The following is a 21,827-nucleotide window of genomic DNA, read 5'->3' as shown; positions in this document are numbered from 1 at the left end:
TAGGATAGGCAATTTACATATCTGTGCCAAGGTTTTAATGGATCGTGTCCCGTACTCTTCCTGGTTTTACACCATTTACAGGACCGGTTTTGTATTTTTTTTTGGTCTAAGTGTATACATTTTGCACAAAATCCTGCCACACCTACGAACGCTACGGGATGAGACTCGGACAAAAGCAAGAATAAAGGATCCCTCCCACTCGTAATGGCTAAAAGAGAGTTTCTATTTGTATATGGCACATTGCGTGAACCACCTTACCGCAACTTAATGGGGGATAGTCTCTTTGTAGATAGGGCAACCGTCAAAGGAAAACTCTACCTAGTAGAAGGTACCTATCCTGGGTATGTAGAAGGTGAGGGCTTGGTGTTTGGCGAGATCTATTCCGTAGACGAGCGTCAATTTGGAAAATTAGACGAGTATGAGGGTGAGCTCTATGTGAGAAGGAAGATCCAAACTTCTTCCCACATGACCTGCTGGATTTATGAATTCATAAGAAAGGTTCTTTAATAACTTCCTCCACTTCCGCCACCCCCGGAGGAACCACCGCCAAAACTTCCACCACCTCCGCCGCCGCCAGAGGAACCACTCCCCGAACTGCTCTTTTGTTTTTTCGGAATCGTTTCGGTTTCTACCGCTTTGTGTTGGCAATGTTTGCAGACCCGAACCACTTCCACGCTACCTGAACTGCTGTAGGTCGCAGCACTTGTGATTTTGCTCGATGAGACAGCAAAAGTTAGGAATTCACACTCAGGGCATTTTTTGATTTTTTTGAAGGAGGTTCCCTTAAATATGTATTCGGGATCGATGTTGTGGAAAGGGAGGATTTCGTTTGCATTGCATGCCTGGCAGAGCCAAACATCATAGTCTATGGATTTCAAAATCTCTTCGGCGATCTGGCCTTTGGAGAGGTAGGCGTTATCTGCCTGTTCAGAAAGTTTAGTCATCAAAGTTTTACATTCAGGGCATTTTCTAGGAATGCTCCTAACCTTGAGCAGTCGTTTGCTGAGTCGATCGAGTCTCCGGTCTCCCCAAAATAAATTGTACAAAACAAAGGAAGCAATGCTGATGAAGAAGGTAAAAAAAATCGACTCCTCGCCCCAGAAGTGAGAGAAAACCAGAACGGAAAGGAAAATGGGCAGAATGAGAGTCCCATAAAAGATAGGAAAGTCTGTGTTCCTGAGGATGCTGTATTTAAAATCAGGTGACGGAATGAGCCAATATAACATTTGTTGGAGGAGAAAGAATGCTAACAAAAGAAGGAGGTAACCTGCGCCAATTTTCATCCGAATCGAAATCGAATTTTTCCTGGCAGTTTCTTCCTGCTCTGCGCTGCGTTCTTCCAGGAGTTTAGATTCCTCATCCGTTAAAAAATAATTACTTGTTACATTATATCTTTTAATGGTTTCATCCAATTTTTGTTTTTCGAGTTCTGTAAGCTGAGAAAACCGTTTCCCTTGGTAATCATAATGGTCGGTTCGTTCGATAGGTAGCGATGTCTCCTCATTTGCCGTGGAAAGATTAATTTCGGCTGATCCCGAAGTCACGAGATCTGTTACCTCTAACTCCGGATGGTTTAATTTGTTGATAAGGGCTGTCACCGTATCTAAGTGGCCTTTTGAAAAATCACCCGCTTTAAAGGCAGGAATCGTATACGTATCGATGATGCGTTTGACCACCACATCTGGCAAATCACCCTCGATCCCATAGCCTGTTTCGATTTCGACTCGCCTTTGGTCGATGATATGAAGAACTAAAATGCCATTGTCCTTTCCCTTCTTTCCTATACCCCAGTGATTGAATAAGGCAACGGCAAAATCCTTTGGCACATAACTCTCAATTGTTGGAAGGATGACTACCGCAATCTCGACGCCTGTTGCAGCTTCGTTTTCGGAAATCAAACTGTCAATGGATGAGGTGTTTGTTAATATGCCGGCGCTATCTTCAATCCAGCTATTGCGAGACGTTTTGGGGTTGGGAACTTCTTTGACAAGGGAGTCTAGGTCTTTTTCCGTTTCCGAGCATGAAAGCAGAGCGAAAAGAAGGAATGCGATGGGTAGGCACGAGATATGTTTGTTTTTTTGGTTTTGGATCATGCGAGAATTCACTCCCAAGAGAAATGACAATGTTACAAAGGAAACCGAGTCGGTTGCGCTAAGTCAATTGATTTGCCGAACTTGGTCTTTCTTTAAATGAGAATGATTCTTAGAATAATTCAATTGCAAAAACCAGGACGAAAAAAAACCTAAGCCCTGAAATGAACCTTTTTGCAAGATTGCGACCTCGATTCTTCCCCCTTCCTTTCCTGTGTTTTCTCCTCCTCCAAACTCCTTCGGTGGCGCAGGAAGTTGAAAAAAATGAACCCAAAGAGACGAAAGAAACAGGGATTCGGGTATCTGCCAAAAAGGATTCCGACCGGGAAACCATGAATGAGATAGAAGGAACCAATATCTATTCAGGCAAAAAATCAGAAGTCATTCGTTTAGATAAAACAAACGCCAATCTAGCATTGAATCAGACACGCCAGGTGTATGCCAAGGTTCCAGGGATCACGATTTGGGAGAATGAGGGGAGTGGAATCCAGCCTGGCATTGGAGCACGTGGCCTATCTCCCAATAGAAACTGGGAATTTAACACCAGACAAAATGGGTACGATATCGCATCGGATATGTTTGGTTATCCAGAAACCTATTTCAACCCGCCGATGGAATCTCTGGAAAAAATACAAATCATCCGTGGTGCCGCCGCCTTACAATATGGTCCGCAGTTTGGCGGGATGATCAACTATGTAACAAAAAAGGCAGATCCGACAAAGCCCGTAAAGGTGGAGATGAAAAATACAGGCGGCTCGTATGCTACGTTTAATAGTTATACAAGTGTGAGTGGAACAATCGGACAATTTTCCTACTTCGTGTATTATCAGAATCGCAGCTCTGACGGATGGCGGGACAATTCACAATATAAAACGCAGACTGGTTTTGTGAATCTTGGTTACCAAGCGACAGACAAACTAAAAATCTCTCTCGAACTTTCAAAGTCAAATTATGAAAGTAGGCAGGCAGGTGGCCAAACCGATATGCAGTATTGGGAAAATTCTCGTGCCTCGCAACGTTCCCGAAATTGGTTTAGTGCACCGTGGAACATGCCTGCCTTGATTGTGGACTATGAACAATCTAACTCCGCAAGATTCAATTTGAAACTCTTTGGACTGTATGGCGAACGAAATAGTGTGGGACTTACCTCGGCTCCTACAACGCTAGACAGTATCAGTCGAACGTCTCTAGCGTATTCTCCCCGCCAAATCGATCGAGATTGGTATCGCAATTATGGTGCAGAAGCGAGACAGATTTTCGAATATTCGATGTTAGATCAAAAGCATTCTCTCTCTTTTGGGTTACGCTATTTTAATGGGAATACCGACAGAACACGCAATCCCAATGGAACGACAGGTTCGGAGTATGATATCAAGGAAACGGTCCTTCCTGATTGTATCGATGGCACAAACAAATGCAGAACTGTCGAACTTCGATTTTCAACCCTAAACTATGCGGCATTTGCCGAAAATCTATTTCGTATCACGGAAAAACTTTCGATTACGCCCGGAGTCCGTTACGAATGGATACGGAGCACGGCATCGGGTAAAGTAAATGAAAAGCTTGCCTCGGCCTCATTGCCTACGGGCGGATATGTGGTTCCACTCTCGGTTGATAGAAGGCAACTTCTCTATGGAGTTGGTGCCCAATACAACGTGACAAAGGCCACTAATTTCTATGCAAATTATTCGAGAGCCTACCGGCCCGTGACCTATGCGGAACTTTATGCACCTACTGCCACCTTAAATGATGTAGATCCAAATATGAAAGACCAAACAGGTTATAATGCGGATGGCGGATACCGAGGTAAGGTAGCACAGTGGTTGCAGTTTGACGTAGGTGTTTTTGAGCTCCGCTACAACAATCGTGTGGGCCAATTGCCAGGTGTCTATCCAGGTCAGAAAAACCTCCAAACCAATGTAGGTGATAGTTTACACAGAGGAGTGGAAGCGTATGTGGAGATCAATCCTTTTCAGATGATTACAGATTCCACTCCTTATGGAAGTATCTCATTCTTTACATCAAGTTCAAATATTAATGCAAGGTTTGTGAGATGGGAAGACCCACGCCTTCTTACGGATCCAACGAATGCATTGGCCTACTACCGTGTCGGAAGGACAGTCGAAAATGCCCCCTCTCAGATCCATAGGTATGGATTTACCTATTCCCTAAACCAGACCTTTTCTGTAACCTATCTTGTCAGTTATACGAGTATGGCTTATTCTGATGCGGCAAACACGACTTGGCCTTCCGCTAATGGCCAGATCGGTATCATCCCAAAATATACGGTTAGGGATATTTCTTTCAAATGGAACTTTCACGAAGGCTTTTCCTTAAATGGTGGGATCAATAACTTTGCCAATGAAAAATACTTCACCAGGCGTGCAGGCGGTTACCCGGGTCCCGGCATTCTCCCTGGGGATGGTATTTTTTATTACTTGGGTCTTTCTGCCGTTTTTTGATCCTGTGTTTAGCATATGTCTACGGAAACAAAACTCCATCGTACATTGGGTCCTGTTCACCTTTGGGGGATCGCGGTAGGACTCGTCATCTCTGGTGATTACTTTGGATGGAATTTTGGCTGGTCTGTGGCGAGTTTTTGGGAATTTGCGATCGCAGTCTTTCTTGTCGCCATCTTCTATATTTGTTTTGCCTTGTGTTTTACCGAACTCTCGTCCTCGATTCCACATGCGGGAGGTCCTTCTGCCTACGCCGAACAGGCCTTTGGAAAATGGGGCGGTTTTATTTCAGGATATTTTGTTCTCTGTGAATTTGCTCTCGCACCACCTGCGATTGCTTCGGCGTTAGGTGGCTATTTTCATTTTCTGTTCCCTGATATTCCGATCCCTTGGGCTTCTTTTGGATTCTTCTTTCTTCTCGTTTGTATCAACCTTTTGGGCGTGAAACAAACTTCAAGATTTGAATTGTTTGTGACGGTTGTGGCTGTGCTTGGCCTCCTGATTTATCTACTTGCCCTATTACCTTATTTTTCCTTTTCTCATTTTCCTGAGTTCCCAGGTGTTTCTTCCCTATCCTTTTCCTCACTTTTCGCCTCCATTCCTTTTGCCATTTGGTTTTTTCTCGCTGTAGAAGGGGTCGCCATGTCTGCGGAAGAAGTACGAAACCCGCCACGTGACATTCCCATCGGTTATGCGGCGGGCATTGGTACCCTCATCCTGCTTGCCTCTTGCGTTTTTGTGGTAACAGCGGGTGTTGTGCCTACGATTGAAGTCGCCAATATTGAATACCCTCTCTCCTATGTTCTCAAAAAAATCTATGGTGAAGGCGCACTCGTGAGTACGATTTTTACCTTCATCGGACTTTTTGGACTCATCGCCTCCCTATTCGGAATCATATTAGGCTATTCGCGTCTTGTCTATGCACTCTCGCTCACGCACTACCTGCCTAAGTTTTTATCCAAAATCAGCCGTCACAATTTAGTTCCAAACTATGCGGTTCTATCGGGAGGTATTTTGGGTTTTGCCTGTTTGGCGGTTGGAGATACAGCAGAACTGATCACAGCGAGTGCCCTTGGTGCGTGTGGGATGTATGTTGTGAGTATGCTTGCTTATTTTGTCTTAAAAATCAAAGAGCCAAATAGAAACAGACCTTATGTGGCGCCCTTGTATCCTTTTGTGCCGATCCTTGCAATGGTATTGGGAGTGGTGGCGTTCTTTGCCGTGGCGTTTAGTAATGTTTTGATTTCTATAATTGTAGGATTGGGATTGGTTGGAGCCTTAGGACTTTTTTTATGGCTCGGGCGAAAGAGCCGACCGTGAGAAACCACTTAATACCGAACCTGCCAAGTCACGCCGCTATCGGTGGAGGTGAGTCTCATGACTTTTAAATTTCCGAATAGAAAGGGATGACAACTGTTAATGCTAAAAAATCGAAAACCTTAGGACGGCGTACAAGTAATCGAAATATTGGTTATATTTGAAGTGGAGACAATACCACTTCCATTTGCCGTTACGGAGCAATTGTATCCATAAGGTTGTCCACTCACGGTAACATTATAGCTAGTGCCAGTGACCACTTTCGTAGCAAAGGAGAAAACCCCATCTTGGGGTGCGGCACCTGCAACGATGGTTTTTGTCTCGGAATTCACTGTATTTGTAAGAATCAGATCTGCACCTCCATTTGCTGTGGTAACGAAGGAACCAGAACCACCGTCGATGACACCTCCAATGGAATAGGTCGTTGCAGCAACCGCATCCACTGTCAATGGGACACTTTCGTTTATCCCATAGCTCCGAAGTCCCGAAACGATAAAGGTTGCGCCTGAGATATCTTCTTTTGTCGCCGTCAGATCTGTGGCGATGATGAGCCGAAACGATCCAAGAGAGTTGCCATTCATATCCGAGACAGAAACTGTAAAGGTTCCCGCGCGAAGTTGGATTAAAAATTTACCACTCGCATTTCCAGTGTAAGTCGTAGAAATCGCAACTCTCTGTGAAGTGGTGACAGTTTCCGCGATGCTCAGTCGTGGGCTTGCAATGTTCACGGAGCTTAGATCTTTAATTTGGCCATAGACCTGCATTGTTGCATCCGTACTGACAGCCGTTGCGACTGGAGGAATTTCACTGACGCTACTGCTACCTCCACCAAGAGCCAAAAGCCCTAAACTTGAGTTAGTTGCCTTTTCTGCAGGATCCAAGATTCCATTCACGATCGGATTGAAATAACAAGCCGTAAAGGTAAACAAAAGAAAGCCACAAACTAAGTATCTGAACATATCATTTGCCTTTTTTCTTCTTTTCGTAATCTTTTAAATCATTTTCTAAGAGCTCAAGTTCCACTTTCTCACGTAAAGTTTCAATTTCATGTTCGGTTTTGATATCGGAAACGGCTGAATTTTTTATGCGTTCTAGTTCTTTATCAGAGATCAAACGATAACCTTCTCCTTCACAAGTTTCGATGATTAAGGTCTTACGCGTTAAGGTGATCAAAAAGCCACCTAGCATGGTAAAAGCGATATCTGTCAAAGATGCCTTTTGGGAGATTCTAAGGGGTGCACTTTCTTTTGGTAAGAGTTTAGTCAAGTCTGGTTCAAAAAATCGAAACGCTCCAAACATCCAGAAGTATTCGGGATATTGCGAATACGGCTTACACTTTTGATCTAAGCTAGCGAGTGTTATGGATTGTGTGTGATTTGGAGACCCAAGGATAAAGGAATCGCGAATGGTTGACTTAACTGCCACACCAGAACCTTGGGATTTGTTTTCCTCGGTCTCTAGTTTGTTTGCTTCTTCTTTGGCGAGAAGCTCCCTTTTTCGCTCTTCCAATAGCTTCAGCTTTTCGGCTTCTCGTTTTGACTCTTCTTGTTTTCGTATAGAAAGTTCTTCTTCTTCTGCTATGTCTTTATAAACGATTTTGAGGACCGATTTTTTAGGGATCACGAGATGTTTCCCCTCAGCAGTCTCTACCTCAACATGATCTAAATTTTGACTCGAGACGGTCCCTTTGATCGTTTTTCCTTGTTTGAGTAAGATGGTCTGTACGGCAAAGGATGGGTTTGTAAGCAAAACGATGAATAATACTACAAAGTTTGTGAATAAGGTAAATTTACTTTTTTTCATCTAAACACCTCTCAGGGTGATTGTTATACTATAGGAGATTTACTAGGAATTGGAAAGTAAAAAAGTATAAACATTCTAAAATAAAGACTTATATATCGATTTTATCCTTAGCGAGATGGCGTTCGCAATCGGCCAGAAAAACCCGCGAAACATTATCCTGAGGAATGGCATTTAAAATCTCTAAAAACAATTCATGGGCTTCGTCATAGGCGTGCCTTCTATACGCTTCGAGGGCAAACGTATAGTCTTCCTTTTTCGCAACGAGTGCCTCCAGTTTTTCATCTTCATAACCGTTTAAGACTTCGACAACATACACGGAGTCGCTTTTGCCCTTGATAGCTACACGATCTAACAAGCGATAGTGGAATCCTAAACTTTCAGATGCTTCGATAAAGGTATCAGCGCTGATTACGATTTCTGCTCCAAATAATTTTGTGACACCTTCAATGCGTGAGGCAAGGTTTACGGCATCCGAAATCACAGTTCCTTCTAGCCTCTCATGTTCACCTAAAATTCCTAAGATTAGGCTTCCTGTATGGATGCCAATTCCCACTTTGATGGGCTGGTAATTTGATTTGGCCCGATGCTCATTATAATCTCGGATTTCGATTTGCATTTGTACGGCGGCGCGAATGGCATCATCAGGATGATTCGGAAAAAGTGCCATGATGGCATCGCCAATGAATTTATCTATAAAACCATTATTCAGGCGAATGATGGGCCCGACTCTTTGGAGATACGCATTCAAAAAATCAAAGTTTTCTTTTGGGGAAAGATGTTCGGAAAACTCAGTAAAGGATCGAATGTCGGCAAAAAGAATGGTCATCTTTTTCTGAACTTGCTCACCTAACTCAATTTCTCGTATGTCTGCTTTTCCAAGGAAATTTAAAAATTGTTGAGGGACAAATCGACTATAGGATTCGTTGATACTGATTAAATTTTTAGCTAAATCCTTAGTTTGTGTGATGTTGCTTTTGATGGCATTTCCAAAGGTAAATACTTGGGAGAATACAAATATAACCACCGTGAGCGGCCCTATATAATGAGTGTGTATGATCGCCTCTGCATGTAATGTATCATTCAATGCGCCTATGAGTAAAACGCTTGTACCGCCTAGTAAATAATACGATTCGATTCGTCTGTTTTGAAAGGTTTTGTAAAGACCATACAAAATAAAAATTCCGTTGGAAACAAATACTAGCGGATAGATAGAAGCCAATTCCGTAAAATAAACAGAAGGGAGTAATAAAAAAAATGTCAGGGCGATGGAGATTCGATAAAAATACTTCGCGGTATTGGATGGAAAATCAAAGGGAAATAGCGATTGGAAGTAACGTGTTAAGATAGGCGCCGTCCAAAACCAGGAGATATATTCTAATCTCAAGATGATAGGGTAGGGAAGAGATACCAAATCTAAGATGATCCTCTCGCCCGTCGTTAGATTGCGCAAAAGAACAATTAAAGAGAATGAGAATATACCAAACGCATGCGAAGACTTACGTTCAAATAGATAATATACAAGGAAAAAAATACCTACGAATAAAAGTATGGATGAGATCATCGTCTCACTCATTTTTCTAGCTGTTAATTTTTCCTGGGCTTTATCGTAAGATGCGAGTAATACGTCATTCCAAGGTCCCCCCTTCCTGTGGGAAAAGTTTGATACCACTAAATCCAAGGTGACTTCCTTTGCCTTCGGTGGAATGGGAAGAAGGATGAGAGTTGTTTTTACTTCTGGAGTGCTCTCTTCTTCTTTCAATCCCACTTTCCCAGCTCCGCCTAAATACTGACCGTCTAGATAAATCGCGTGAGAGGTATCTTGTTCGCTTGTCAGAAGAGCCAGTGGTGGGATTTCGCTCGTCTTTGGAAGGATGATTTTAAGTTGGAAGGTTCCCGTTCCTTGTCCACCTAACACACTTCCCTTATATTTTGTTTCATTCCAATGGTTCGGAAGTTTTAAAAAATTTTCTGAGGCGGTTTGGTCCTGTATGGGAGGAAGCGCCTGGTAGAAAAATTTCCAATCACCTTCTAAGGAAACAGAGGGATTGACAGAAAAGGAATACATGGAAAGGTCTAGGACTCCGTTTTCGATTTTCACCTCGCTCTTTGGTAGATCCGAAGAACATCCCAGAAAAAGGGAACAGGTTACAAGAAGGCGAAATGTAAGATTCATAGAGTCCAAGAATTTAAAATGCAATTCACTGTGTCAGTCGGACAGGTCGTTTTGGAAAATTTGCGTAGTCTGCAAATTTCGTAAACTCGATCGGATCGCGTTTGTAACCAAGTAGATCTTCCAATGGCTGGTACCTGTTCATCCCCATGCTGATTTCAATGTCTCGTCCATTGAACTGAGAAGGGTGTTCGTAACCACAGGAATGTGCGAGGGAGAGCAATTCCTTTCTGAAACCTTGGATGTATTTTGCTGCCCGTTTGCCTTTGATTTCTGGGTCTACACCTCTTTGTAACCACCAATTTTGCGTGGCCACTCCAGCGGGACAATGGTCCGTATGGCATTTTTGTGCTTGGATGCAACCAATCGAAAGCATTGCTTCCCGAGCAATGTGGATGAGATCACAACCCATGGCGATAGCGACAACAGCTCGGTCCGGGAATCCTAATTTGCCTGATCCAATCCAGACGATTTGCCGAGAAATATTTAGTCTTTGGAACAAAGTGTACACTCTTTGGAAACCAATTTTGAAGGGTAGGGAAACGTGATCAGCATACGTAAGAGGGGCTGCACCAGTTCCTCCCTCTCCTCCATCAATTGTAATGAAGTCTGGTCCTCGATTTTGTGATTTAATTTCTTTTGCGAGTTCTTCCCAGAATTCGATTTCTCCAACGGCACTTTTGATTCCGACGGGAAGACCTGTCGCGTCTGCAATTTTTTCTATAAAATCAATCAGTTCTTTGACATTGCTAAATTCTTTATGAGAGTTAGGTGATATACAATCAACGCCTTCCTTGACCTGACGAATTTGTGCAATTTCGGCATTCACTTTTTTGGATGGTAAAATACCACCTTTCCCTGGTTTGGCGCCTTGAGAGAGTTTGATTTCAATAAGTCGTATAGCTGGATTGATTTCGACTTTATGTGCTAATTTTTCGATATTAAATCTTCCCGATTCGTCTCTCGCCCCAAAATAGCCAGTACCGATCTGCCACATGATATCTGCACCTTGCAAGTGATAACGGGAAAGTCCACCTTCGCCCGTGTTATGGTATGATCCTGCTACTTTTGCTCCACGATTGAGTGCCATGATCGCATTTTTCCCAAGGGAACCGAAGGACATGGCGGAAATGTTAATGATGGAATATGGTCTGTATGGATGTTTGCGTTTTCTCCACTCGCCAATGACTTTTAGACAAGGGATACATGTGGGGTCATTTTCATGGATAAAGGCTTTCGATTCAGGAAAAGGAAAGGCTTTGTGTTTGATGATCGGGTAACCTGGTTCATATTGGATTTCTGTGGTTCCAAAACCAAAATTATTATTTTGGCCTTTTGCGGTAGCATAGATCCAACTGCGTTCCGTTCGATCAAAGGGTCTTTCTTCTTTATCGTTTGCGACCCAGTACTGACGAAGTTCGGGACCGATCATTTCGAGAAAGTATCTTAAATGTCCAACGATGGGAAAATTTCTTTGGATGGTGTGTTTTTTTTGAGTGATATCTCGAAGAAATACAAAAAGGAAAAAAATGAATGCTCCGATTCCAAAGGAGTACCCTGGATTTGAATTTACCCACGTAAACAATTGTTCCATATGACCTGCCGATCAAAATGATAAGAAGAGAATGAGATATTTCAAGCTAAGATTGCGTCAAGTTTGTCGCTTTCATGAATTTTTCTTTTGAAATTGGCTTACTGATATAGCCAGACAAAAGCGGGTTTTCAGCAGCTCGGTCCAAATCTTCCGAGTCAATGGAGGAACTCACAAGGAATATCTGACTTGGTTTGGCTAATTTTTCTTTTAAAGGGGCATAGTCTGTTAAGAACTGCCATCCATTCTTTAGAGGCATATTGATATCAAGAAAGATAAAATCTGGTAGCAGAGCTCCTTTTTCGGCGTTTAATCGAAAAAAATCTAATGCTTCCTGTCCATTAAAAAAAGAAATGATTTCTAAAGGCAGACCTGTACTGCTTAAAATTTTCTTAAAAGTAAACTGATAAATTGTGTCATCATCTATGATACAAATAAGATTCTTTTCCATTACATGACTCAAGATATCAGTATCTCGATATTAAGAAATACTTCTACCTTTATGTTACGGAAAAAAAGCGAAATTATAAACAGGAAAACCAAAATATTCAGCACAAAATTCTAAATTTTGAATCTCAATCATATGGGTGGCCACCTAAACTCATTTATAGGAAAAACAATGAAAAATCTTTCTTACATCATTCTTGATGGAAACTTAACCCATGACCCAGATAGGAAACAGACGAGTCTTGGAAAATCGGTAACAAATTTCACCGTCGCAGTGAATCACAACTCAAATTCGGGAGAGGATAAGGAACCAGAAGACGTTTCTTATTTCGAAATTGAGGCATGGGAAAAAATGGGTGAAAATTGCTCGGAGTACTTAAAAAAAGGAAGCAAAGTCACAGTCATGGGGAATTTGAAACAAAACCGTTGGAAGACAAATGAAGGCGAAAACAGATCGAAGGTAAAAGTTGTCGCAACGTCAGTTCGTTTTGATAGCCAAAAAAGAAAGGATGCGAAGGCAGCATAGTGTATGTTATGTGCGGGCCTGAAATGCTCGCACATAAATTAAGGTAGGTATATCGTTTTTTGTCTGCGTTTTGTCGTAATTGATTTTGGAGGCTTTTTTTCTTTTTCAAGTTCAAAGGTTCTATCTTTCTCTTTGCTTGATTCCGTCTCTGTCGTCAATTCTGGGAGCTCAAAAACTTCTGGTTTGGAATCTTCAATGGGCTTTCCATTCTGCAGGATCGCGATCACTTTAAAATATGTCGGAGTGGATAATAACTTCCAGTCTCGATAGACAAGCGCATTGATATCACCCAAATTCATTGGTGGTGTGAGTTTAACGGTCGTTCCTCCTTCCTTTGAAAGGAGTGGCGAAAGATCTTTATTGATTGTCGAGATTCTCGTGATAATGGAATTTTTATCGGCTTCGGCTTGTTCCTGTGAGCCGGAAACACTCGCGATTAAATTTGCAGAGTTTAGGAGTGATCTGATCTTATTGCAATGTAGATTTGAGTCCTCGCATCCAATATCCATATACGGACTCAAATAAATAAGTTCAAGATGAAAGGAGAGGAATTCTCCGACAGCAGGAATTTTTTTAGCATCAAATTCAATCGATTGCTGCAGAAATTCAATTGCTTTGCTATTTTCCAAATCGATCGGATTGCGGGCTAAAACTTCCCCTTTACCGTTCTTTAGTATGATGTTATGTGCAAGTACGCGTCCCGTTTTAATGTCGTCTAGCAGATTCAATCCTTCTCGACGAAATGCAATGAGAACCTCAGCCGAAGCTCTACTTTTCGAGACTACAGAGATCCTAAGTGTATTTTCTTCTTTCGTAAGGGTGGCACTTGTCTCAGGTGAGTTTAAGAGGTCACTGGACAAAATTTTAATTTTGTCCAGATCCATCGAACTAGCTTTGGGGATCGTATAACTCACGCTCCTGCAAGTTAGCGCAAAAAGCGTGAGGATAAAAAAAATAATTTGGTTCAAAATTTTAGATGCTCTTTGGTGATAGATAAGGGATCGGACCTTCCGTTTCTTTCAGCTCTACCATTTCGTTTCCTTTTACTTGGAATAATTTACCAGGTTTGTCTGAAAAAGCATAAAACGTTTCTGTATTTTTTGCAACAGTGGCCTCGATTTTTAACTCTTTACCAAACTTCATATACGTTAGGCGAACAGAACCCTTGTCATCATTGAATTCCTTTACGAGTTTTCCGTCAAAGTCGTATTCTGCCATGGCGATCGGATTTGAATTCGTCCAAAATTCGATCAAGTTAAAAAGAACCAAGTCTAGAAAGTAAGCAACACCGTAGAAAATATATCCAGGTAAGTACATGAGGAAGGTGCGAAAGAATCGGGCTACAATTCCAGAGCCAATGTTGATGCCTGCATTGACGCCATATACAGTTTTGACAAGTCCGAATTTGCCAAAACAATTAGAAAGGGTGCCAAAGGAGACGACTGCGATTGTAAAAATTGTTAGAATGCGTTTCATTTTTTCCTCGAGAATGTATTTTCTTAGAACTTAGCATTTGCGAAGCGGTTTAGCAAGCCGAAATGATTGACTGGAAACAAAATTCTGTATGAATCGTCAAGAGACAGGCCAATGCATTGATTTTCTCTGACTTTGAATATTTCGTTTTTTTCCTACTGGTATTCTTTAGTGCATGGTATCTTTTTCCAGCTCTCTTTAAAGGTGAGAAAAAAGAGCAGAGAATCCTCCACATATTTTTACTCATCGTTAGCTATTTTTTTTATATGTCATGGGACTACCGGTTTGGCGCCCTCATTCTCCTTTCGACCTTTATCGACTATTTCGTGGGTCTGCGTTTAGGGAGTACAGAAAACCAGAGGCTTCGCTTAGCCTTACTGTATTTCAGTCTGATTACAAATCTCGTTTTTATATTGGGCTTTTTCAAATATTATAATTTTCTGGCAAGCACTACAAATTCTGTTGGTGGCTATCTTGGTAAGGAAGATGTTTTGCCGATTTTGAACATAATCCTTCCCGCTGGTATTTCCTTTTTCACTTTCCAATCTTTAAGTTATACGATAGATGTGTACAGAAAAGAAATTCCCTCAGAAAGAGATTTTATAAAATTTTCCCTCTTCGTTAGTTTTTTTCCACAATTGGTGGCAGGTCCCATTGTTACAGCTCGAACCTTCCTTCCACAGCTCTACGAAACGAAAAAATTTGAAAATATTGAGTTCCGCATTGCGATTCGTTTTTTTATGTTAGGTTATTTTAAGAAGGCTGTTTTATCGGATCAGATTGCACCGACCTTGGAATTGATCTTTAAAGATCCGACATCTCTTCACACATATACGCTTTGGATCGGATCGGTGCTCGGAGGAGTGCAGGTTTATTTAGATTTTAGCGGATATTCTGACATGGCCATTGGCAGTGCCTTATTATTGGGCTATAAGCTACCAACTAACTTTAATTTACCTTTTATAGCTACTTCCGTCTCTGGTTTTTGGCGGAGATGGCATATTACGTTAAATTCCTGGTTGCGAGATTACATCTATTTCCCTATGGGAGGAAGTAGGGTGTCTTCCCTGCGACGAAAGTTTAATCTTTGGTTTACGATGTTTGTGAGTGGAGTCTGGCATGGTGCAAACTGGACTTATGTGTTTTGGGGTTCCCTCAATGGTGTTTTTTATGTAATAGAAGAATTTTATCACGATGTATTTCCTAAGAAGGCAGCAAATAGCGACAGACAGGTCCTTGCTAAGGTGTTGCATGGATTGAAATTTTTATTTCAGAATCTGTTTAGCAATCTTGCTTTCTTTCTGGGTGCGGTTTTTTTTCGTTCCTCCTCCTTTGACAATGCGATCCTGCATATCAAAGGTATGTTCCTTTGGCAAAGCGGACTGCTAAGACCCTACATGTGGAAGGATTTCTTATGGGTGGTTTGTCTCGTTTCCTTGGGACATATATTAGGTTATTTTATTTTTGAAAAGGAGAAAGGACGAAAGATTCCTGCATGGGCAGAATTGGCATTTTATCCGATTGCTTTTTTGTTTTTATCATTATTTACCCCAGAAAATTCGACACCTTTCATCTACTTCCAGTTTTAGTTTCGCTTTTTTCGTTTTCACGAAATCATAAGTTGGGCATAATGCTTCCATGGATAGCGAACGCAGACTTCCCAGGATCTCTCCCAGAGAATTTCGGGGTTTTGAGGTTCAGTTGGATTTGGATGGTTTGACCATTATGGGAAAACTAGGAAACATCTCCGAGGAAGGATTGTGTTTCGTCGGAGATGATGATTTTCTCTCGGATGAAATCGATAATCTGATTTTAGGAACTATCCTTTTTGACCAAGGTTCGCAAAGGATTTTTTTTGAGGGAAAGGTCATGTGGGTCCAAACCGCAAAAATTAGAGGTGTTGCATGTTATCTGGCAGGGTTACAGTTCACTGAAAAAATGAAACTCACAGATTCCATGTTAGCAAGAGTCTTGGAAATTTGAAATATCCAAAACAACATGCCATCATTTTAATTTTCTTATTCTTTATTCAATGCAAAACCATCGAGAATATCATAAACCCAATTTATGTTACTGCGGGTGTTGAAAGTATTTCAGCTTTATTTTATTCCAGGGAACCTCGTGACCAAAATTTTTTTAACGATCTGATTACTGCCACGCCTGTTGCCCAACAGAATAATAAATATGAGTCACATTCTTATGCCAATGCGGAGCGCGCATTTTTGACCATCGGATCGATTCCCCAAAGGCCATGGAAAGATTTCGGATTTATGAGATATTTCGCATATAAATTTACCTTGGAATCACCAAGGTTGTTTCGTGGAACACTCGTTAATTATCCGGACTCAGGGATTCAGACAAATGATATTTTGACAGCCTATTTACTCGATAAGCAAGGACCAAACGCAACATTTAGCCAGCGTATCGACTATACATATTATGATACACGTGGATTTGCGATTTTATATGCAGGTTATTTTGAAAATCCGAATTGGTTCATCGGGCTTGGTGCTGGCGCAGGGCTCTCAAGTTATAGTCTTCAATTGGTCGAAAACTTTAGAGTCATATCGGATGCGAAAAATAGATATCGGACAATATATAATACATCTCTAATATACGGATATAAGGTTGGAAAATTTTTCGATGATTCGATTTTAGAAGATACTTTTTTATATGTTGAGTTCACAAATGAATTTCTATTTTTAAATCCTGTCGTCGCCAATGTACAGACTTCTACTGGAACCAATGCCGATTCACTCTACTTAAGCATGCAATACGCAAGACTCGGGATCATAAAAGAAATCGATTTAATCCAAAAAAAACCAAAACAGGAAACTTTATGAAAAAATTAAATCTCTTATTACTTGGCGGTACAGGTCTTATCGGAACAGAAGTATTAAAATCCATTCTCTTCTATCCAGAAATTCAAAAGACCATCGTCTGGGCAAGAAATGCACCATCTTCTGACAATAAAGCACCTATCGAGATTCAGTCGGTCACTTGGGAGAGTTTTTCTCGTGGCGAGGTAAAATTTCCAAAGGGAATCGATGCTGTCATTTGCTGTCTAGGAACCACGATCAAAAAAGCGGGCTCCCAAGAAAAATTCAGAGAAGTTGATTATGATTATCCTTTGTTAGCCGGCAAAAAGGCTAAGGAAGCAGGAGTCAAATCTTTTTTAATCGTAACGGCGATGGGTGCTGATGCCAATTCCATGATTTTTTATAACCGAGTCAAGGGTGAGATTGAAAGAGAGCTAACCGCGATTGGGTTTCCTTATTTGGGCATTTTTAGGCCTTCTCTGCTTCTTGGTGACCGAAAGGAAGTAAGAATGGGAGAGAAGGTAGGGGAAGTCCTTGGTGCACTATTGCCTTTTTCCCTCTTTGGTCTTAAAAAATATAAACCCATTTATGCAGATTTTGTCGCCAGGTCCATGATAAAAACTGCAATTGCCAAGAGTGATACCACAACTATCGGAAGTTCTGCGATAGTTGAAATTTTGGAAAATGACCAGATGCTAGATTTTGGAAAGAATATCTAAATGACGGGCCCGTCAGTTCAAAAGCCATATAACAAAACCAAGTATATTGTTTTAAGCTATTTGGTTCACATTTTTATTGTTACATGGTATTCCTTTGTGCGTCGAGCGGTACTCATTCTACCAGATAGTTCTCAGTCCTTGATTGATGCGGGAGGTGGATATATCATCGCCGTCTATCATGAAACGACGTTAGCACTTTATAGACATGCGACACAGTACTTACAAAAAAAGAAAAACGCGACTATGGTCGCTCTGGTCTCGCAGTCAAAAGATGGAGAAATTATCCACCAAACGTTTGCTCGCTCTAATTTAAAAAGTGTGAGAGGCTCTTCAACGAGAGGGGGGACGGGTGCCTTCCGTGCTATCTTAAAAGAGATGAAACAAAGACATGTCCCCATCTTTACTGTCGATGGTCCCAAAGGTCCCAGACAAGTAGTGAAGCCAGGGGTCATAGCCACCGCTTCAATTACCGGCGCCCCCATCCTGTATTTGGATGCTAGGTATGATCGCCACTACCAGTTCAAAAGTTGGGACCGACATTTTTTCCCAAAATTTAGAGCAAGATTGTACATTCAATACGGAGAACCCTTTCTCGTTCCAAAAAATCTGAGCGAAGCCGAAGTGAGCTCTTGGGCGAAAAAATTGGAAGAAAAAATGAAGGAAAATCGAGAGCGATTAGAAGGATTTGTTCTCGGAAAACACCAGAACAATTCTATTGACACTCTGCTATAAATCAAAAGTTTAGCGAAGTAAGGTAAAAAAAGTATGTCCTCTCAACAAAATTTCATATTTACGTCCGAATCTGTCTCAGAAGGACACCCAGACAAAGTCTGTGACCAAGTATCAGATGCCATTTTAGATGCATTTTTATCCCAAGACCCAAAATCTCGCGTTGCCTGCGAAACTCTCGTTACTACGAATTTAGTTGTGATCGCTGGTGAAATTACGAGCAAGGGAAAGGTAGACACTTCCGAAGTGGCTCGCGAAGTCATTCGGAAAATCGGCTATAATGATATCAATATGTACTTCGATGCAGACTATGCGGTTGTTGCTTCACATGTTCATAGCCAATCTCCTGACATTGCACAAGGTGTGAATGAAGGCGAAGGTCTTCACAAAGAGCAGGGCGCTGGAGACCAGGGATTGATGTTTGGTTTTGCGATCAATGACACTCCCGAATTTATGCCTGCTCCGATATACTACTCGCACAAACTCCTCGAACACCTAGCTGAGTTACGTCATTCTGGAAAAATCAAATGGCTTCGCCCAGATTCCAAATCACAAGTTACCTTTGTTTATGAAAACGGCAAACCAACTAAGGTAGATACTGTTGTGATTTCAACACAACACGCGCCAGGTGTGACTCATGCAGAAATCGAACAAGCAGTCATTGAAGAATGCGTTAAAAAAGTAATCCCTGCAAACTTTTTAAACAACCCTCGTTATTTTATCAACCCAACAGGTAAGTTCGAAATTGGTGGCCCACATGGTGATACTGGTCTGACTGGTCGTAAAATCATAGTAGATACATACGGTGGAATGGGAAGGCACGGCGGTGGAGCATTTTCGGGAAAGGATCCATCAAAAGTCGACCGTTCTGCGGCGTATATTGGGCGTTACATTGCAAAAAATGTTGTGGCGGCGGGACTTGCTCAGAAATGTGAAGTGCAGCTAGCTTATGCGATAGGGGTTGCAGAACCAGTTTCTGTGTTAGTGGATACGTTTGGAACCAATACCATCCCGGAAGCGGAAATCGAAAAACGAGTAAAAGCAAACTTCAAACTGACTCCAAAGGGAATTGTGGATTCTCTTGATCTACTAGGGAAAGGTAGAAAGTACCAAGATACGGCAGCATATGGTCATTTCGGTAGATCTGGTTCTACATTCACTTGGGAAAAAACTGACAAAGTCGAAGCACTAAAAAAAGGATAAAACATGGGAGCACCTAGCCAATCTACCGCCGATAAAAAAGCAACACGCGATGCATACGGAGAAGCGTTAGTTGAGCTTGGTGCACTTAAATCCGATATTGTAGTTTTGGATGCGGATTTATCAGGATCTACAAAAACTGCTGATTTTAAAAAGAAATATCCTGATCGTTTTTTTAATATTGGTGTCGCCGAACAGAATCTAGTCGGACATGCAGCCGGACTCGCTTTATCTGGTTTCATACCCTTCGCTTCTTCGTTTGCCATGTTCCTTTCGGGACGAGCATGGGAAGTTGTTCGAAATAGTGTCGTGTATCCTAAGTTAAATGTTAAATTGGTTGCCTCTCACGGAGGGATCACCGTTGGAGAAGACGGCGCCTCACACCAGTGTATTGAAGATTTTGCCATCATGCGTGTGATACCAGAAATGACCGTTATATGCCCCGCGGATTTTAATGAGACTAAGCAGGTGATTCACGCCATCGCAGAGTATAAAGGTCCAGTTTATGTTCGAGTGGGCAGGCCAGCCATTCCTTTGATTGAAAGAGATAATTATAAATTTGAGATCGGAAAAGCAGAAGTACTGTCAGAAGGTAAAGACGTTTGTATCATTGCATGCGGCGTTATGGTGTCTGAGGCTATGATTGCCGTAGGTATTCTGAAAGAAAAAGGAATAGCTGCCAGTCTTCTCAATATGGCAACCATTAAGCCGTTGGATAAAGAAGCCATTCTCGCGAAAGCCAAAGAATGCGGTGCCATTGTGACTGCCGAAGAGCACAACGTGATCGGTGGCCTTGGGTCTGCAGTATCAGAATTTTTATCTGAAGAATTCCCAGTACCGATTCTAAAAGTTGGTATGAAGGATACTTTCGGAAAGTCGGGAACTTGGAGTGGTTTGTTAGATTATTTTGGAATGCGAGCAAAAGATATTGTCGCGCATGTCGAGCAAGCAATCGCAAAAAAGAAAAAGTAATCAGCCAGGAGATGATTGGGTGAACGTATTCTCAAATACTGCCCAGCCAGATACTATTGAAGAAACCGAAATCGTCATCAAGCGCTCGTTTGGTGGACCTTGGAAGGTTGTCCTCTGGGATGATGACCACCATACCTACGACTATGTCATCGAAATGCTAATGGCCGTTTGTAATATATCTATCGAAAAAGCATTTATGCATGCCATAGAAGTAGATACACTAAAGAAGACCATTGTCTTTACGGGAGAACTTGAGCATGCAGAGTTCATACACGAGAAAATTATTTGCTATGGTCCCGACCCTCGTATGTCGACTTCGAAGGGATCGATGACAGCGACATTAGAAAATTAGAAATGGTTGCCCCGCCGTAAGTCAAAAAAGCGAACTTATCTTAAGATTTTTTATGCAGATCTGGTGACTTGTTGACCTTTTGAGGAAGGTGTGATAGGGGAAAGCCGAGAGTCCCACGAGCCCGCCGCCTCCACCCGAACACGGGCGGGGGCTTGCAAATCCGCGCAGAAATTATGTCGCTTCTAATCTTTTCGGTCTAGAGCGAACAATCTTCCTGGAACATCGATAGACGAAACTGATTCGCCGGTATCCGCTTTTATGTGGGTCATTGGATTGTAAGTATCTAATTGGTATTCCCCATCAATGATGAATTGATAGTGGTAGGAAGCATTCGGCATTAATTTTTTTTCGAGAAAGAATATACCATTACGATCTTTCGTAAGGAAGTCATTTTCGGGATTCCACTCATTAAAATCACCTACTAGACTAACGACTTCCGCATGCGGTAAATAGATTTGAAATCTAACGGTCCTTAGATCAAGTTCCTCTACATTTGAATCTTCCAAAACGATACTATGGGTCTGACGATTTGTATCTTTACTCGGTAAAATGAACCTTGAAATATAGGAACCTGACCCGTCCTCCAATCGATCCAAATTCTCTGGGTCGAAAGTGAGAAGGCCATTCACCCGAAATTTATACTCGTAGATCGGATCGTCTTCATACTCGGGAGTGAGTAAATTCGGCTCGATTACTATATAATAGATACCGTATTTGTTTCGTTTCATGGGAACACATTCCCAATGATTAAAATTTCCGCAAATTTCTACGCTTTCTTCGCGAAGTCCGTTATAAGAAAAAAGAATGCCTCTATGTAAAAGCCGATTCGTTTCCACGTAGGATTCTACATCCAGGTAGCGGATGTATCTCGGGCTTATGTTCTTTTTTAGGCTTTCTAATTGCCAAAGATAGTAGACTTTATCTTGGTCCTCCGTTTCATCTTGCATTTCTAATTCTTTAGAAGAGAAACTGCCGACCCAATCAAAGGCTTCTTGCCCAAAAAGTCCAACAGAAAGGAAAAAAATCAGGGAGAATATATATAATTTGCGTTTTTGCATATCGATTTAGTGCACTTTCTAAATATTTCGGCAGAATGTGGAAATCCCAGAGAAAGGTTTTTTCTTCGAAATCGATCTGACATAATAAAAAAAAATTCTGCC

21 protein-coding genes are annotated in these 21,827 nt (G+C 41.7%); 12 read left to right on the top strand and 9 right to left on the bottom strand.

What is annotated here, in order from left to right; all coding sequences use genetic code 11:
• Positions 1-204: 204 nt before the first annotated feature.
• Positions 205-507: a gamma-glutamylcyclotransferase family protein gene (locus EHQ58_RS06395; protein WP_135623054.1), complete on the top strand. Its 303-nt coding sequence runs from the start codon at positions 205-207 to the stop codon at positions 505-507.
• On the opposite strand, the gene EHQ58_RS06390 is transcribed toward EHQ58_RS06395, so the two are convergent.
• Entirely contained in the window at positions 504-2,093 is a 1,590-nt protein-coding gene (locus EHQ58_RS06390) for a TPM domain-containing protein (RefSeq protein ID WP_135623053.1), read from the bottom strand. The two genes, EHQ58_RS06395 and EHQ58_RS06390, sit on opposite strands and share 4 nt — an antisense overlap.
• A 161-nt stretch (positions 2,094-2,254) precedes the next feature.
• On the opposite strand from EHQ58_RS06390, the gene EHQ58_RS06385 reads away from it, so the two are divergent.
• Together EHQ58_RS06385 and eat are read left to right on the top strand one after the other, a co-directional pair.
• Entirely contained in the window at positions 2,255-4,552 is a 2,298-nt protein-coding gene (locus EHQ58_RS06385; protein ID WP_135623052.1) for a TonB-dependent receptor family protein, read from the top strand.
• A gap of 15 nt (positions 4,553-4,567) precedes the next feature.
• A complete protein-coding gene (gene eat / locus EHQ58_RS06380) occupies positions 4,568-5,869 on the top strand; it encodes an ethanolamine permease (RefSeq protein ID WP_135623051.1) in 1,302 nt (433 codons plus the stop codon).
• Positions 5,870-5,988: 119 nt separating this feature from the next.
• Here the strand turns inward: eat and EHQ58_RS06375 are convergent, their stop codons facing one another.
• The 5 genes from EHQ58_RS06375 to EHQ58_RS06355 form a co-directional block, all read right to left on the bottom strand.
• A complete protein-coding gene (locus EHQ58_RS06375; RefSeq protein WP_135623050.1) occupies positions 5,989-6,825 on the bottom strand; it encodes a hypothetical protein in 837 nt (278 codons plus the stop codon).
• Between the two features lies 1 nt (position 6,826).
• Complete coding sequence (locus EHQ58_RS06370) at positions 6,827-7,669, bottom strand: LA_0442/LA_0875 N-terminal domain-containing protein (RefSeq protein WP_135623049.1); 843 nt, start codon at positions 7,667-7,669, stop codon at positions 6,827-6,829.
• 88 nt (positions 7,670-7,757) lie between these two features.
• The gene (locus EHQ58_RS06365; RefSeq protein WP_135623048.1) at positions 7,758-9,842 is read right to left on the bottom strand and encodes an adenylate/guanylate cyclase domain-containing protein; all 2,085 of its coding nucleotides are present in this window, start codon (positions 9,840-9,842) and stop codon (positions 7,758-7,760) included.
• A gap of 25 nt (positions 9,843-9,867) precedes the next feature.
• Positions 9,868-11,433, bottom strand: a complete 1,566-nt coding sequence (locus EHQ58_RS06360) for an FMN-binding glutamate synthase family protein (protein ID WP_135623047.1) — start codon at positions 11,431-11,433, stop codon at positions 9,868-9,870.
• Positions 11,434-11,479: 46 nt separating this feature from the next.
• Positions 11,480-11,881: a response regulator gene (locus EHQ58_RS06355; RefSeq protein WP_135623046.1), complete on the bottom strand. Its 402-nt coding sequence runs from the start codon at positions 11,879-11,881 to the stop codon at positions 11,480-11,482.
• Between the two features lie 168 nt (positions 11,882-12,049).
• Here EHQ58_RS06355 and EHQ58_RS06350 point away from each other — a divergent pair, with 168 nt between their 5' ends.
• The gene (locus EHQ58_RS06350) at positions 12,050-12,403 is read left to right on the top strand and encodes a single-stranded DNA-binding protein (RefSeq protein ID WP_135623045.1); all 354 of its coding nucleotides are present in this window, start codon (positions 12,050-12,052) and stop codon (positions 12,401-12,403) included.
• Between the two features lie 38 nt (positions 12,404-12,441).
• Here EHQ58_RS06350 and EHQ58_RS06345 read toward each other — a convergent pair whose 3' ends face one another.
• Both EHQ58_RS06345 and EHQ58_RS06340 read right to left on the bottom strand, forming a co-directional pair.
• Positions 12,442-13,371, bottom strand: a complete 930-nt coding sequence (locus tag EHQ58_RS06345) for a hypothetical protein (protein WP_135623044.1) — start codon at positions 13,369-13,371, stop codon at positions 12,442-12,444.
• A 4-nt stretch (positions 13,372-13,375) separates the two neighbouring features.
• Positions 13,376-13,879 (bottom strand): DUF3332 family protein, encoded by a 504-nt coding sequence (locus tag EHQ58_RS06340; protein ID WP_135623043.1) that lies wholly within the window; start codon positions 13,877-13,879, stop codon positions 13,376-13,378.
• Between the two features lie 116 nt (positions 13,880-13,995).
• Between EHQ58_RS06340 and EHQ58_RS06335 the strand changes: the two genes are divergently transcribed.
• The 8 genes from EHQ58_RS06335 to EHQ58_RS06300 are packed head-to-tail and all read left to right on the top strand — an operon-like array spanning position 13,996 to position 20,667.
• The gene (locus EHQ58_RS06335; protein WP_135623042.1) at positions 13,996-15,465 is read left to right on the top strand and encodes an MBOAT family O-acyltransferase; all 1,470 of its coding nucleotides are present in this window, start codon (positions 13,996-13,998) and stop codon (positions 15,463-15,465) included.
• Between the two features lie 49 nt (positions 15,466-15,514).
• On the top strand, positions 15,515-15,859 hold the full coding sequence (locus EHQ58_RS06330) for a PilZ domain-containing protein (protein ID WP_135623041.1): 345 nt from the start codon (positions 15,515-15,517) through the stop codon (positions 15,857-15,859).
• Positions 15,856-16,719 carry an LIC10647 family lipoprotein gene (locus EHQ58_RS06325; protein WP_135623040.1) on the top strand — a complete coding sequence of 288 codons (864 nt, stop codon included), beginning with the start codon at positions 15,856-15,858 and terminating at the stop codon, positions 16,717-16,719. The genes EHQ58_RS06330 and EHQ58_RS06325 overlap by 4 nt, the downstream gene beginning before the upstream one ends.
• Complete coding sequence (locus tag EHQ58_RS06320; protein WP_135623039.1) at positions 16,716-17,414, top strand: Rossmann-fold NAD(P)-binding domain-containing protein; 699 nt, start codon at positions 16,716-16,718, stop codon at positions 17,412-17,414. The genes EHQ58_RS06325 and EHQ58_RS06320 overlap by 4 nt, the downstream gene beginning before the upstream one ends.
• Entirely contained in the window at positions 17,415-18,146 is a 732-nt protein-coding gene (locus EHQ58_RS06315; RefSeq protein ID WP_135623038.1) for a lysophospholipid acyltransferase family protein, read from the top strand. It begins immediately after the preceding gene.
• A gap of 33 nt (positions 18,147-18,179) precedes the next feature.
• Positions 18,180-19,346, top strand: a complete 1,167-nt coding sequence (gene metK / locus EHQ58_RS06310; protein ID WP_135623037.1) for a methionine adenosyltransferase — start codon at positions 18,180-18,182, stop codon at positions 19,344-19,346.
• 3 nt (positions 19,347-19,349) lie between these two features.
• Entirely contained in the window at positions 19,350-20,315 is a 966-nt protein-coding gene (locus EHQ58_RS06305; RefSeq protein ID WP_135623036.1) for a transketolase family protein, read from the top strand.
• A 19-nt stretch (positions 20,316-20,334) separates the two neighbouring features.
• Entirely contained in the window at positions 20,335-20,667 is a 333-nt protein-coding gene (locus EHQ58_RS06300; RefSeq protein WP_246047194.1) for an ATP-dependent Clp protease adaptor ClpS, read from the top strand.
• Between the two features lie 182 nt (positions 20,668-20,849).
• On the opposite strand, the gene EHQ58_RS06295 is transcribed toward EHQ58_RS06300, so the two are convergent.
• Positions 20,850-21,725 carry an early set domain-containing protein gene (locus EHQ58_RS06295; protein WP_135623034.1) on the bottom strand — a complete coding sequence of 292 codons (876 nt, stop codon included), beginning with the start codon at positions 21,723-21,725 and terminating at the stop codon, positions 20,850-20,852.
• Positions 21,726-21,827 lie beyond the last annotated feature (102 nt).

The organism is Leptospira ognonensis, from assembly GCF_004770745.1.
GTDB lineage: Bacteria > Spirochaetota > Leptospiria > Leptospirales > Leptospiraceae > Leptospira_A > Leptospira_A ognonensis.
This window is presented reverse-complemented; position numbering and strand designations above follow the sequence as displayed.